General features: G+C 74.7%; 13 protein-coding genes. 6 read left to right on the top strand and 7 right to left on the bottom strand.

Annotation, left to right across the window (positions count from 1 at the left end):
* Positions 1 to 766: 766 nt before the first annotated feature.
* The 3 genes from recG to GA0074704_RS09925 form a co-directional block, all read right to left on the bottom strand.
* A complete protein-coding gene (gene recG, locus GA0074704_RS09935) occupies positions 767 to 2977 on the bottom strand; it encodes an ATP-dependent DNA helicase RecG (RefSeq protein WP_088970234.1) in 2211 nt (736 codons plus the stop codon).
* Positions 2974 to 4599 (bottom strand): DAK2 domain-containing protein, encoded by a 1626-nt coding sequence (locus GA0074704_RS09930; protein ID WP_088970233.1) that lies wholly within the window; start codon positions 4597 to 4599, stop codon positions 2974 to 2976. The genes recG and GA0074704_RS09930 overlap by 4 nt, the downstream gene beginning before the upstream one ends.
* Before the next feature lie 112 nt (positions 4600 to 4711).
* Positions 4712 to 5635, bottom strand: a complete 924-nt coding sequence (locus GA0074704_RS09925; protein WP_231926804.1) for an NAD-dependent epimerase/dehydratase family protein — start codon at positions 5633 to 5635, stop codon at positions 4712 to 4714.
* A gap of 211 nt (positions 5636 to 5846) precedes the next feature.
* On the opposite strand from GA0074704_RS09925, the gene rpmB reads away from it, so the two are divergent.
* On the top strand, positions 5847 to 6038 hold the full coding sequence (rpmB, locus tag GA0074704_RS09920) for a 50S ribosomal protein L28 (protein WP_088963534.1): 192 nt from the start codon (positions 5847 to 5849) through the stop codon (positions 6036 to 6038).
* Between the two features lie 108 nt (positions 6039 to 6146).
* Here the strand turns inward: rpmB and GA0074704_RS09915 are convergent, their stop codons facing one another.
* Both GA0074704_RS09915 and GA0074704_RS09910 read right to left on the bottom strand, forming a co-directional pair.
* Complete coding sequence (locus GA0074704_RS09915; RefSeq protein ID WP_088970231.1) at positions 6147 to 6614, bottom strand: GNAT family N-acetyltransferase; 468 nt, start codon at positions 6612 to 6614, stop codon at positions 6147 to 6149.
* A gap of 19 nt (positions 6615 to 6633) precedes the next feature.
* The gene (locus GA0074704_RS09910) at positions 6634 to 7572 is read right to left on the bottom strand and encodes a thiamine-phosphate kinase (RefSeq protein WP_088970230.1); all 939 of its coding nucleotides are present in this window, start codon (positions 7570 to 7572) and stop codon (positions 6634 to 6636) included.
* Between the two features lie 122 nt (positions 7573 to 7694).
* Here GA0074704_RS09910 and GA0074704_RS09905 point away from each other — a divergent pair, with 122 nt between their 5' ends.
* Positions 7695 to 7928: an Lrp/AsnC ligand binding domain-containing protein gene (locus GA0074704_RS09905; protein WP_088970229.1), complete on the top strand. Its 234-nt coding sequence runs from the start codon at positions 7695 to 7697 to the stop codon at positions 7926 to 7928.
* Between the two features lie 60 nt (positions 7929 to 7988).
* Positions 7989 to 8594: a DUF3515 family protein gene (locus tag GA0074704_RS09900; protein ID WP_088973573.1), complete on the top strand. Its 606-nt coding sequence runs from the start codon at positions 7989 to 7991 to the stop codon at positions 8592 to 8594.
* Between the two features lie 10 nt (positions 8595 to 8604).
* Here the strand turns inward: GA0074704_RS09900 and GA0074704_RS09895 are convergent, their stop codons facing one another.
* Positions 8605 to 9699, bottom strand: coding sequence for a D-alanine--D-alanine ligase family protein (locus GA0074704_RS09895; protein WP_088970228.1), 1095 nt, complete (start codon positions 9697 to 9699; stop codon positions 8605 to 8607).
* Positions 9700 to 9943: 244 nt separating this feature from the next.
* On the opposite strand from GA0074704_RS09895, the gene GA0074704_RS09890 reads away from it, so the two are divergent.
* Positions 9944 to 11260, top strand: a complete 1317-nt coding sequence (locus tag GA0074704_RS09890) for an ATP-binding protein (protein WP_088970227.1) — start codon at positions 9944 to 9946, stop codon at positions 11258 to 11260.
* Between the two features lie 3 nt (positions 11261 to 11263).
* On the opposite strand, the gene GA0074704_RS09885 is transcribed toward GA0074704_RS09890, so the two are convergent.
* Positions 11264 to 11479, bottom strand: coding sequence for a hypothetical protein (locus tag GA0074704_RS09885; protein WP_088970226.1), 216 nt, complete (start codon positions 11477 to 11479; stop codon positions 11264 to 11266).
* A gap of 258 nt (positions 11480 to 11737) precedes the next feature.
* Between GA0074704_RS09885 and GA0074704_RS09880 the strand changes: the two genes are divergently transcribed.
* Together GA0074704_RS09880 and GA0074704_RS09875 are read left to right on the top strand one after the other, a co-directional pair.
* Positions 11738 to 12583 (top strand): helix-turn-helix domain-containing protein, encoded by an 846-nt coding sequence (locus GA0074704_RS09880; RefSeq protein WP_088970225.1) that lies wholly within the window; start codon positions 11738 to 11740, stop codon positions 12581 to 12583.
* A gap of 4 nt (positions 12584 to 12587) precedes the next feature.
* Positions 12588 to 12788 carry a DUF397 domain-containing protein gene (locus GA0074704_RS09875; RefSeq protein WP_088970224.1) on the top strand — a complete coding sequence of 67 codons (201 nt, stop codon included), beginning with the start codon at positions 12588 to 12590 and terminating at the stop codon, positions 12786 to 12788.
* Positions 12789 to 12822 lie beyond the last annotated feature (34 nt).

Here is a 12822-nt window from a genome sequence, read left to right as displayed (position 1 = left end):
GCGCCCTCGCCGTTCGCGCCCTCGCCGTTCGCGCCCTCGCCGTCCGTGGCCGCGCCGTTCGCGCCCTCACCGTCAGCGCCCTCGCCGTCCGTGGCCGCGCCGTCAGCGCCCTCGCCGTCCATGCTCGCGCCGGCCGTGCCCGCGCCGTTTGCGCACTGCCCGACACCATGACGCGGCCAGCCCGACCTACGGCAGATCGCGCCGACACCCCCGCCCTGGAGGGCACCCCTACTCGCCCTCGGACAGCCCCACTCGCCTTGCACCGAGGACGCCGCTGCCCGTGCGCCTGCCAGCGCGGATGAGAGTCGCCGACGTTCAACCCGGGCGTGCGCCCGGGTTTCGCCTGGGTGTGTCCTCGGCGGACCGGTGATTCGGTGAGGAGCGTGATGACTCTCAGGTATAAATATTCCTCAGAGTCATCACGCTCGAAAAAGTCATGCCCACCAGCGCGCCGGTCCACGGCGCCTGTCCGCCCGACCCACCGGCTGCGAGTCGAGGGCGGGGACGGATGCCCGACGCGCCCGTGCCCGTCGGCTGGGTCGCTAGGCGACCGGATCGTCGGACGGCCTGGTAGACACGTCGTCAGACGGCCGGGTAGACGCGTCGTCAGACGGCCGGGACGTCGCGCGGCCGGACGCGGCGGGGCGGCGGGCGGCCGGACGCGGCGGGGCGGCGGGCGGCCGGTGGCGGGGGGCCGGCGGCGGGGGGCCGGCGGCGGGGTTGCCGGCGCAGGGTGCCACGACCGTGGCCGTCGGGTCCGAGCCGGTCAGCCCTTCTCCAGGTATTCGGCGCGTTCCTCGTCGACCAGGGCGGCCACCGAGGCGGCCAGCGCCGGATGACGGGACAGGTCGGGATCCTCCTCGACCAGCACGACCGCCTCGGCTCGGGCGTCCCGGATGAGGTCGGTGTCCCGCAGCAGCGACAGCAGCCGCAGGTGGGAGCGGCGACCGGACTGGGTCGCGCCCAGCACGTCACCCTCGCGCCGCTGCTCCAGGTCGAGCTCGGCCAGCTTGAAGCCGTCCGTGGTGGACGCCACCGCGTCCAGTCGTACCCGCGCCGACGAACCCTCGGCCGCCTCGCTGACCAGCAGGCAGAGGGCCGCCGCGCTGCCCCGGCCGACCCGGCCGCGGAGCTGGTGCAGCTGGGAGACCCCGAACCGGTCGGCGTCCAGCACGATCATCACGGTGGCGTTGGGCACGTTCACCCCGACCTCGACCACGGTGGTCGCCACCAGCACGTCGATCTCGCCGTCCGCGAAGGAGCGCATCACCGCGTCCTTCTCGTCGGCCGGCAACCGGCCGTGCAGCACCCCGATCCGCAGCCCGTGCAGCGGCCCCTCGGCCAGCAGCGGCGCCACCTCGGTCACCGCCAGCGGCGGACGCCGGCCGTTGTCGTCCTCCCGGGGCGGCTCCTCGTCGCTCTGCGGGCCCTCCCCGATCCGCGGACAGACCACGTACGCCTGGTGCCCGGCGGCCACCTCCTCGCGCAGCCGGCGCCAGGCCCGGTCCAGAAAGGCCGGCTTCTCGGCGGCCGGGACCACGTGCGAGGCGATCGGTGAGCGCCCCTGCGGCAGCTGGGACAGCACGGAGGTCTCCAGGTCGCCGTAGACCGTCATGGCCACCGTGCGCGGGATCGGCGTCGCGGTCATCACCAGCACGTGCGGCGGCTGATCGGCCTTGGCGCGCAGCGCGTCCCGCTGCTCCACGCCGAAGCGGTGCTGCTCGTCGACGACCACCAACCCGAGGTCGGCGAAGTCCACGCCCTCGTAGAGCAGCGCGTGGGTGCCCAGCACGATGCCGGCCCGCCCCTCGGCGACCTCGGCGAGCGCCCGACGGCGGGCCGCCGCGCCCAGTGAACCGGTAACCAGCTCCACCCTGGTCGCGTCGTCGGCCGCGCCCAGCTCGCCGGCGCGGCCGAGCGGACCGAGCAGCTCCAGCACGCCCCGGTAGTGCTGGCCGGCCAGCACCTCGGTCGGGGCGAGCAGCGCCGCCTGCCCGCCGGCGTCGACCACCTGGAGCATGGCCCGCAACGCCACCACCGTCTTGCCGCTACCCACCTCGCCCTGGAGCAGCCGATGCATCGGGTGCGGCTCGGCCAGGTCGGCGGCGATCTCCACGGCGACGTCCCGCTGGCCGGCGGTCAGCTCGTACGGCAGCCGGGCGTCGAACGCGTCGAGCAGGCCACCGGGCTTGGGCGGGCGGGCCTTCGCCGGCCAGGAGGCGGCCCGGCGCTTGCGCTGCACCAGGGTCAGCTGGACGGCGAACGCCTCGTCCCACTTGAGCCGGCGGCGGGCCCGGTACAGCTCCTCCTTGCTGGACGGCCGGTGGATCTCGCGCAGCGCGGCACCGATGCCGACCAGGTTCCGGCTGGCCCGCACGGTCGCCGGCAGCGGATCCTCCGGCGGGGTGAAGGTGTCCAGCACCACCCGTACGCAGCGGGCGATCACCCAGGTCGGCACGGCCGCGGCGGCCGGATAGACCGGGATCAGCGCGCCGGCGAACTCCTCGACCTCCTCGTTGGCCGCCGCCTCGCCCTCGCCGCCCTCGCCGCCCTCGCCGAGCAGGACGTACTCCGGGCCGTTGAGCTGGCGCTTGCCACGGAACTCGGTGACCTTGCCGGCGAACAGGCCCCACCGGCCCGGCCGCAGCTCCCGCTCCCGCCACGCCTGGTTGCCGAAGAAGGTCAGCGTCAGCATCCCGCCGGACCCGTCGCCGACCGTCACCTCCAGCAGGTTGCCGCGCCGCTGGCGCATCGGTCGGACCGCGGTGCGCTGCACCTGGGCCAGCACCGTCACCTGCTCGCCGACGTCCAGCGAACGGATGTCGGTGTGCTCGCCGCGCTCGTCGTACCGGCGGGGGAAGTGGTAGATCAGGTCACCGGCAGTGTGCAGGTCGAGATGACTCGCCAGTGCCTTGGCGGTCTTCTCCCCCACCAGCTTCTTCAGCGGCGTGTCCACCGTGGACGGCTTGGACGTCATTCCACCCCCACCAGCAACGGGTAGTGCGGCTGCCCACCCTCGTACGCCTGCACCTCGACGAACGGCCAGCGCCGCTGCACGTGCCCGCGTACCGCGTCGGCCAGCCCCTGCGGGGCGTCGGCGCCGCAGAGCAGGGTGACCAGCTCGCCGCCACCACCGAGCATCCGGTCCAGCAGGGCGGCGCAGGTGTCGACGAGATCGGCGCCGATCAGGTGCACCTCCCCCTCGACCAGGGCCAGCACGTCCCCGGGCCGGCACGGGCCGGCCACCGTCAGCGCCTCCTTCGAGGCCTGGCAGACCTCCGCGTACCGGCAGGCACCGGCGGCCTCGGCCATCGCGATCACGTCGTCCTCGAAGCGGCGCTCCGGGTCACGGACGGCGAGGGCCGCCAGGGCCTGCACCGGGGAGCGGGTGGGCACCACGCTCACCTTGACCCCGAGCGCGTGCGCCTCGCGAGCGGCGGCGTTCGCCACGGCCTGGGTGTTCGGGTCGTTGGGCAGCACCACCACCCGGGCCGCCCCGGTGGCCCGGATCGCGTCCAGCAGCTCACCGGTGGACGGGTTCGCCGGGACGACGGTCGCGCCCTCGCCGGCGAAGATCTCGGCGATGCCGGTGCCGGGCGCGACCACCACCGCACCCCGGCCGTCCGGCCGGGCACCGGGCGCGGGCCGGGCCGCCACCTGGTCGGCGAACCGGGTCACCGAGATCCGGTACGGCCGGCCGGCGACCACCCCGGCCTCGACCGCCGCGCCCACGTCGTTGACGTGCACGTGCACGTTCCAGGTGTTGGTGCCGGCGTCGGTCGCGCCGTCGCCGACCACCACCAGCGAGTCGCCCAGCTCGGCCAGCTCGGCCCGCAGCCGGTCCACCGCCGCCGCCTCCGCGTCGAGCAGGAACTGCACCTCGTAGGCGTACGCGTCAGAGCCGGTCTCCCGGACGGCCGTGGCGGGCGGACGGACCCGGCGCGGCGCGGGCTCCGGCCGCTCGGGGAGCTCACCCGTGACCACCTCGACCAGCGCGTCCAGCAGCAGGCACAGGCCCCGCCCACCGGCGTCGACCACCCCGGCCCGGGCCAGCGCCGGCAGCTGCTCCGGGGTACGCGCCAACGCGGTCGCCGCGCCCCCGGCCGCCGCCCGGGCGACCGCACGCAGGTCGTCGCTGTCGGTCTGCTCGGCGGCCCCCGCCGCGGCCGCCACCACGCTGAGCAGGGTGCCCTCGACCGGCCGGGCGACCGCCGCGTAGGCCGCGGTGGTGGCGGCGCGCAGCGCGGCGGCCAGCTGCCGGCCCCGGACGGCCGGGGCGACGGCGAGCACGTCGGCGAAGCCGCGCAGGATCTGCGACAGGATCACCCCGGAGTTGCCCCGGGCGCCGAGCAACGCGCCCCGGGCCATCAGCCGCAGCGCGTGCCCGTGCGGGGTGGCCGCGCCGTCGGGCAGCGTCTCCAGGTCCATCGACAGGGCCTGCTGGGCGGAGTTCAGGGTGAGCACCAGGTTGGTGCCGGTGTCCCCGTCGGGCACCGGGTAGACGTTCAGGTCGTCGATCTCGCCCTGGTGGCGGCGCAACGCGGCCAGCCCGCTCGCGCACCAGCGGCGCACCGCGGCGGCGTCGAGGGTCTCCAGCACGGCGAGAAGCCTACTGGCGCGCACCGACAGCCGCCGGGGTCGCCCGGAACGGCACCGGCGTGTCACCGACCGGTCGCTGGCCGCCGGCCCGTCGGGCGACCCCGACCGCCGCTCAGCTCAGCGCCCCGGCCAACCCGCGCAGGCCGGCCCGGTGGTCCGGCGCCGCCGGCCGCCACCCCAGCTCCTCCCGGGCCCGGGTGTTGTCGACCCGCATCGAGGTGGTGAGGATCCGGTGGGCGTACGGGACGACGCGCAGCAGCCCGCCCGGCACCCGGGGCGGCCGGGGCGCGCCGAGGACGGCGGCCATCTCGTCCAGCCAGTCGCCCCAGCGCACCGGCGCCCCGTCCACCACGTTGTACGCCGCGCCGGGCCGCCCCCGTTCCAGCGCCGCCACGGTGGCCGCCGCCGCGTCGTCGACCAGGACCAGGTTGACCAGTCCGCCACCCGAGCGGGGCACCGGGAAGCGGCGCCGGCGCAGCATGCCGGCCGTCGCCCGGGTGCTCGGGTCGGCGCCGTAGAACAGGCCGTAGCGCAGTGCGATCCCGGCCAGGTCGGTGGCGCCGCGCACCTGCTCCTCGGCGGAGCGCATGGCGGCCATGTGCCGCCCGGCGGCGCCCGGTTCCGGCGCCCCGAACGGGTCGTCCTCGGTCAGCGTCCGGTCCCCGTGGTCGCGGTAGCCGTAGCCGAAGACCATCGACTGGACGACGAACCGCCGCGCGCCGACCGCCCGGGCCACCGCGAGCAGGTTCGCCGTGCCGGTGGTGCGCAGGGTGTTCGTGGCGGTCATGTCGGCGTGTCGGACCGGCGGTCGGCGCAGCGCCGTCAGCTCGTGCACCACAGCGTCGGCGCCGAGGCCGTCGACCGCGGCGAGCAGCCGGTCCCGGTCGAGCACGTCGGCGACCACCGGCCGCACGCCGGCACCCGCCAGCCGGGCGGCGTTGCTCTCGGTACGGGTGATGCCGACCACCTGGTGGCCGGCGGCGACGAGCCGGCGGACCAGCGGGGTCCCGATCGTGCCGGAGGCTCCGGCGAGCACTATCCTCATGGTCTGCGTCCCTTCGTACGACCTCTGTGCAGGGACGGGACACCGGTCGCCAAGGTGACCGGACGGGCGCGTGACCGCGCCCACAGCACCGGCCTCCACCAGGCCGGTTGGCCGGGCGCGGGGGTCATCGGGTAACCTGACCAGGTTGCCCGGGCAGCGCCTGCCGGCGACCTCATGAACGTATCAATCCCAGGAGTATCCCGTGGCTAGCGTGTGCGACGTCTGTGGCAAGGGACCGGGCTTCGGCCACAACGTGTCCCACTCGCACCGGCGGACCAACCGCCGCTGGAACCCGAACATCCAGTCGGTGCGTACCCCGGCCGGTGGCGGCAACACCAAGAAGATGCAGGTCTGCACCTCGTGCATCAAGGCCGGCAAGGTCACCCGCGCCTGACGCGGTAGCGCCACAGCCTGATCATCGTCACAGCCGGCGGGTCCCTCGGGCCCGCCGGCTGTCGTCGTGCCCGCATCCCGGGGCGTCACCCCGGGATGCGTGGCGTGGTCAGAGGATGCGGCCGTAGGAGAGACAGCCCGGTTCGTCCTTGTAGTAGCCGAAGTTCGGGATCGGCTCGTACCCGGCCGAGGTGTAGAGCGCGATCGCCTCGGGCTGCTTGTCCCCGGTCTCCAGGATGACCCGCTTGCGACCCTGCTCGCGGGCCGAGCGCTCGACCGCGGCGAGCAGCGCCCGGGCGATGCCCCGGCCGCGGGCCGCCGGCGCGGTGTACATCCGCTTCAGCTCGGCGGCGTCGTCCGGGCCGCCGTGGCTGCGCCAGCCGCCGCAGGCGACCGGCTCGCCGTCGAGGTACGCGATCAGGAACTCGCCGTTCGGCGGGGCGAACTCCGCCGGGTCGACGGGGGTCTCGTCGCCGTTGCCGCCGTACCGCTCGCCGAGGTCGGCCAGGGTCGCGGCGATCAGTCGCCGGGACTCCGGCGAGTCGAACGGGCGGGGACAGATCTGCAGCTCACTCACGGTCTGAAGGGTACGAGCCTCACCGGAAGTGGTCCCAGCCGGCCGGGCCCTCCCAGGCCCGCCCGTCCACCGTGACCCCCTCGCCGTCGGTCACCGCGCCGACCGGCCGCCACCCCGGGGGGAGCTCCGTCCCGGCCGGGAAGGTCGCGGCCAGCGCGTGGTCGTCGCCACCGGTCAGGATCCAGGTGTACGGGTCGACGCCGAGCGCCTGCGCCGCGTCGCCCATCTGGCGGGGCACCTCGAAGGCGTCCCGCCGGACGTCGAGGGCGACCCCGCTGGCCCGGGCCACGTGCCCGAGGTCGGCGAGCAGCCCGTCCGACACGTCGATCATCGAGGTCGCCCCGGCGGCGGCGGCCTCCGGGCCGGCCCGGTACGGCACCTGCGGCCGGCGGTACGCCTCGACCAGCAGCTTCGGGGTCCGGAAGCCCCGGGACAGCACGGTGTAGCCGGCCGCCGCCCACCCGGTCCGTCCCGACAGCGCCAGCACGTCCCCGGGGCGGGCGCCGGAGCGCAGCACGGGGGCCCGCCCGGCCAGGTCGCCCAGGGCGGTGACGGCGACGGTGAGCGTCGGACTGGCCGACATGTCCCCGCCGACCACGCTCGCCCCGACCGAGGCGGCCTCGGCGCCCAGCCCGTCGGCCAGCTCCTCGGCCCAGCTGGCCGGCAGGTCGGGCGGCGCGCAGAGGGCCACCAGCAGGGCCGTCGGGGCGGCCCCCATGGCGGCGATGTCGGCGAGGTTCGCCGCCGCCGCCCGGTGCCCGACGTCGCGCGCGCCGGACCAGTCACGCCGGAAGTGCCGCCCCTCGACCAGCACGTCCGTGGACGCGGCGACCCGCCCATCCGGCGCGGTGACCAGCGCCGCGTCGTCACCGGGCCCGAGCAGGCAGGTCGGCCCGTACGACAGCCGGGCGGTCACCCGCCCGATCAGTCCGAACTCTCCGACACCGGTCACGCTCATCCCGCTCCCTCGCCCTGCTCGCTCACCGCTCCTCCGTGACCACCGATCGGGGTCACGCCTGCTCCGTAAGGTAGTTTCACCCTTCGGGCCGCCCTCGAGCGGCGGCGGACGGAGGTCGAGTCGTGGTACAGGCGTACATCCTCATCCAGACCGAGGTCGGGCGCGCGCGTGACGTGGCCGGTCGGATCGCGGACATCGCCGGCGTGGTCCGCGTCGACGCCGTCACCGGGCCGTACGACGTGGTGGTGCTGACCGAGGCCAACACGGTCGACGAGCTCGGCAAACTCATCGTCAGCAAGGTGCAGATGGTGCCCGGCATCACCCGCACCCTCACATGTTCGGTGGTGCGCCTCTAAGTGGACGAGATCACTTCCCCCCGCGCGGTGGACGACCGGCCCCGGCCGGACGGCGACGGCGTGACGGACCTCACGGAGACTCCGGCGGCCGCCCCGGTCGCCGACCGGTCGACCCGCCGGGCGGCGTTGATCGCCACCCTGGTCGCCGTGCCGGTGACCGCCGTGGTGGCGGCCCTGGTCCTGGCGAAGCTCTCCCCGCCGGAGCCGGCCGCCGCGCCGGCGCCGACCGCGAGCGCGGCCCGCGCCCAGGCGACCGGGCCGGTGGAGATGCCGGCCCCGGCCCTGGCGGCCCGCCCGGCCGTCGTCTGCCGCGCGCTGGTCTCCCAGCTGCCGGCCACGGTCCGCGACCTGGCCCAGCGGCCGGTCACCGCCGGACCGGAGCAGAACGCCGCGTACGGCGATCCCGCGCTCACGGTGGCCTGCGGTGGCCCGGCGGCGCAGTTCCCGTCCACCGACGAGGTCTGGCGGGTCAACGGGGTCTGCTGGCACCCGGTGGAGGCCAAGGACGCTCCGACGGTGCTCACCACCGTCGACCGCGAGGTGCCGGTGACCCTCACCGTGCCGCGCGCCTACGACGGGGCGCTCCAGTGGGCCGCGCCGGTCTCCGAGGCGGTCGTGGCCGCGGTGCCGTCGGCGAAGACCGTCCCCTCCGGCTGCGCCGGCTGACCGCGCCGGCTCAGCGGCCGGCGCGGCGCAGGGCGGTACGGATCAGGCGGTTGACCAGCTTCGGGTATTCGAGACCGGAGGCGGCCCACATCCGCGGGAACATCGACGTCGGGGTGAAGCCCGGCATGGTGTTGATCTCGTTGAGGTAGATCTCCAGCTCCGGGGTGACGAAGAAGTCGGCCCGGGCCAGGCCGGAGCAGTCCAGCGCGGTGAAGGCGCGGGTGGCGTACTCCCGCACCTGGCGGGTGACCTCGTCGGGCAGGCCGGCCGGGATGTCGTACTCGCAGGCGTCGTCGATGTACTTCGCCTCGAAGTCGTACCAGTCGTGGCCGGAGACGACCCGGACCTCGGCCAGCACGGACGCCTCGGGAGCACCGCCCGCCTCGCCCTCCAGCACGCCGCACTCGATCTCCCGGCCGACGATCGCGCCCTCGACCAGCACCTTGGTGTCGATCTGCCGGGCGGTGGCGACGGCCTCGTCGAGCTGCCCCCAGTCGTCGACCTTGGTGATGCCGAAGGAGGAACCGGCCCGGGACGGCTTGACGAAGACCGGCAGGCCCAGCCGCTCCTTGTCCGCCTCGGTCATGGTCATCCCGTTGCGCAGCACCACGTACGGCCCGACCGGGATGCCCTCGGCGGCGCAGAGCTTCTTGGTGAACTCCTTGTCCATGGCCGCGGCTGAGGCGAACACGTTCGCCCCGACGTACGGGATGTCGGCCATCTCGAGCATGCCCTGGATGGTGCCGTCCTCCCCGTACGCGCCGTGCAGCACGGGGAAGACCACGTCGACGTCCGCGAGCGCCCGCGGACCCTGGGCCGGGTCGAGCACCATGAGACCGGCGGCGGTGGGGTCGGCGCGCAGCACCAGCTCCGCGCCGGAGCCGGCGGTGATCTCCGGCAGCTTCCGGTCGGTGATGGCCAGCTGGCCCGGGTCGCCGCTGGCCAGGACCCACTGGCCCTGCCGGGTGATGCCCACCGGCACCACCTCGAACTCGTCGGGGTCCAGGGCGGCGAGCACGCTGCCCGCGCTGACGCAGGAGATGCCGTGTTCGGGGCTGCGTCCGCCGAAGACGATCGCCACGCGGGTCCTGCCTGGGGTGGTCACTGGGGTCACCTCTTCGATCGCGACTGCGGCTGGCCGTGCTCGCCCCGGGGCGCTCACCCGGTTGACCTTACTGTGCGTGGCGAGGACCGGCTGGTGATACCCGGCGACAACCCGCATGCCCCGCAACCGGTCAACCTTCTGCATACGTAGCGTAACGGCGCGGAGGGCGTCGGACAGGCCGGGACGGGACGGTGGGGCGGCGGGAGAGCGGGACCGGGCACGGGCGCACTACGCTGCTCGTCCTATGAGCACCGATCCCCTCATCGCCAGCCTCACCGCCGCGGTGGAGGGCCGTCCGGACGACCTGCCGTTGCGGCTGCACCTGGCCGGGTTGCTGCTGGACGCCGGCCGCCACGGCGAGGCGGTCGCCCAGATCGGCCAGGCGCTCACCCGCGATCCGGGCAACGAGCCGGCCCGGGCGCTGATGCAGCGGGCCCTGGGTGGACCGGCCGCCCCGCCCGCCGGCTCCGGCACCGCGGGCCCGACCGGCCGCGTCCGCGCCGACGGCGGCAACGGAACCGATGGCCGCGGCGGGACGGACGGCCGCACGGGGGCCGCCGAGCGTGGCGGTGACGGCGGCGACCCGCTGGCGGCGTACGAGCGGGAGCTGGCCGACGTCGTACCGCCGCGCTTCGTCCGGGCCGGCGACGAGCCGGAACCGGTGGCCGGCGACGGCGACCGGGTCTACGACGTGGAGTCCAGCGGGATCCGGCTGGCCGACGTGGGCGGGATGACCACGGTCAAGGAACGGCTGGAGCTGGCCTTCCTCGGCCCGCTGCGCAATCCGGAGCTGCGCCGGATGTACGGCAAGAGCCTGCGCGGCGGCCTGATGCTGTACGGCCCGCCGGGTTGCGGCAAGACCTTCCTGGCCCGGGCGGTGGCGGGCGAGATGGGGGCGAAGTTCCTCTCGTTGTCCATCGTGGACGTCCTCGACATGTGGATCGGCAACTCGGAGCGGAACCTGCACGAGCTGTTCGAGGCGGCCCGCCGCAACGCCCCGTGCGTGCTCTTCCTGGACGAGGTGGACGCGCTGGGCCACAAGCGGTCCCAGGTGGGGTCGAGCGCGATGCGGACGCTCGGCAACCAGTTGCTCGCCGAGCTGGACGGGATGGAGGGCAACAACGAGGGCGTCTTCGTGCTGGCCGCCACCAACACCCCGTGGGACGTGGACCCGGCGTTGCGCCGGCCGGGCCGGCTGGACCGGGTGGTGCTGGTGCTGCCCCCGGATGCCGAGGCCCGCGCGGCGATCCTCCGGTACCACCTGCGGGAGCGGCCGATCGCCAACGTGGACCTGGGCAAGGTGGTGACGGCGACCGAGGACTACTCGGGCGCGGACCTGGCCCACCTCTGCGAGACGGCAGCCGAGTTCGCGATGGCCGACTCGGTACGTACCGGCGAGGTCCGGATGATCGAGCAGCGGGACCTGGAACGGGCGTTGCGGGAGGTTCGGCCCTCCACCCGACCGTGGCTGTCGACCGCCCGGAACGTGGCGATGTTCGCCAACGAGGGTGGGGTCTACGACGACCTGGTGGCGTACCTGAAGCGGCGCCGGATGCTCTGAGGGTCAACCCTCGCGGCGCCGGCCGACGGCGATCACCTTGACCCGCTGCCGACCGGCGCGGACCATGCCGAGCGCCATGAACGCTCCGGCGATCCGGTCGGCCGCCTCCCGGCTGCTCGCGCCGACGACCTGGCGGCGTCGCTCGGGGCAGGTCCGCTCGTTGCGTCCGGTCCCGCCGAGCGGGCGGACGTCGGTCAGCACCACCAGGAACCGGGTCACCGGGCCCCACCGCCCGGTCGTGTGCCCATCGGCATCGCAACTCCCTCCCGGCCGGCGGCGGGGCACGCGGCGATCGAGTCCGGGGGACAAACCCGATCGCCGCGCACCCCATCCCCTCCAGTCGCTCACCCCCGCCGTCGCCACGACAACCGGCGGTGAGGACGTGCTCACACATTGACATGTGCGAACGCGTGAATGCAACTCTCATCGACGTTCTCTCATGTACCCCTTCCCGCAAACATGTGCCACCATCGACGTATGGCTCCGAAGACCGCCCGGGCGCGACGGCTCGGCATCGCCCTGCGCACCCACCGGGAGGCCGCCGGCCTCACCCTCGAGGCCGCCGCCGACGAGATCAACAGCACCCGCAGCACGCTCTCCCGCTACGAGAACGCCCAGACGCTGATCAGCCCGGCGACCGTACGCGCCCTGCTCACCTGCTACGGCGTGGGCGCCGACGAGGTGGCCGCGGCGGTCGAGCTGGCCAAGGACGCCCGCAAGCCCGGCTGGTGGGTCTCCTACTCGTACCTGCTGGACCGGCGCACCATCGACTTCATCGCGCTGGAGGCGGAGGCGACCGGGATCGCCAACTTCGAACCCTCGGTGGTGCCCGGCCTGCTGCAGACCGCCGACTACGTTCGCGGGGTGATGCGCGGCGGCCCGCACACCCTCACCGACGAGCAGGTCGAGCAGCGGGTGCACCTGCGGTTGGACCGGCAGCAGCGGCTGACCGGCGGTGAGCCGCCCATCTTCGACGCGATCATCGACGAGGCCGCCCTGCTCCGGCCGGTGGGCGACCGGACCGTGATGGACGGGCAGCTGCGACACCTGTTGAAGATGGCCGAGCTGCCCAACATCACCGTTCAGGTCATCCCACTGCGCGCCGGCTACCACCGGGGCACGCGGGGATCCCTGCACATCCTCGAGTTCGCCGACCCGGAGGACCCGATCATCGCCTCGGTGGAGACCGTGGCCGGGCAGATGGTCCTCGACCGGCCGGGCGACCTGCGTACCTGCACCAAGATCATGGAGCACCTGCGGACCGTCGCGCTGACCCCCGCGGCGAGCCGGGACCAGCTCCACCAGCTCCTGAAGGGACGGTAGGACCATGACCCCGACGACCAGCGCGGCCCTGGCCGTGGCGCGGTGGCGCAAGAGCAGCCGCAGCGGCGACGAGGGCGCCTGCGTGGAGATGGCCCTCCTGCCCGGCACGGTGGCCGTACGCGACTCCAAGGACCCGGCCGGCCCCGCCCTGCTCTTCGCACCCGCGGCGTGGGTGGCCTTCGCCGACGCGCCGCCCCGCCGCTGACCCGACGCCACCGACCGCCGGACCGCGCCACCGG

The organism is Micromonospora siamensis, from assembly GCF_900090305.1.
In the GTDB taxonomy this organism is placed as follows: Bacteria; Actinomycetota; Actinomycetes; order Mycobacteriales; family Micromonosporaceae; genus Micromonospora; species Micromonospora siamensis.
The sequence above is the reverse complement of the archived record's forward strand: the minus strand, read 5'-3'. Positions and strand labels throughout refer to the sequence as shown.

Excerpts from the sequence above, each read along its gene's own strand:
- GA0074704_RS09875 (WP_088970224.1), top strand. The coding sequence starts at position 12,588 with ATGACCCCGACGACCAGCGCGGCCCTGGCCGTGGCGCGGTGGCGCAAG.
- GA0074704_RS09890 (WP_088970227.1), top strand. The coding sequence starts at position 9,944 with ATGAGCACCGATCCCCTCATCGCCAGCCTCACCGCCGCGGTGGAGGGC.
- GA0074704_RS09910 (WP_088970230.1), bottom strand. The coding sequence starts at position 7,572 with ATGAGCGTGACCGGTGTCGGAGAGTTCGGACTGATCGGGCGGGTGACC.
- recG (WP_088970234.1), bottom strand. The coding sequence starts at position 2,977 with ATGACGTCCAAGCCGTCCACGGTGGACACGCCGCTGAAGAAGCTGGTG.
- GA0074704_RS09880 (WP_088970225.1), top strand. The coding sequence starts at position 11,738 with ATGGCTCCGAAGACCGCCCGGGCGCGACGGCTCGGCATCGCCCTGCGC.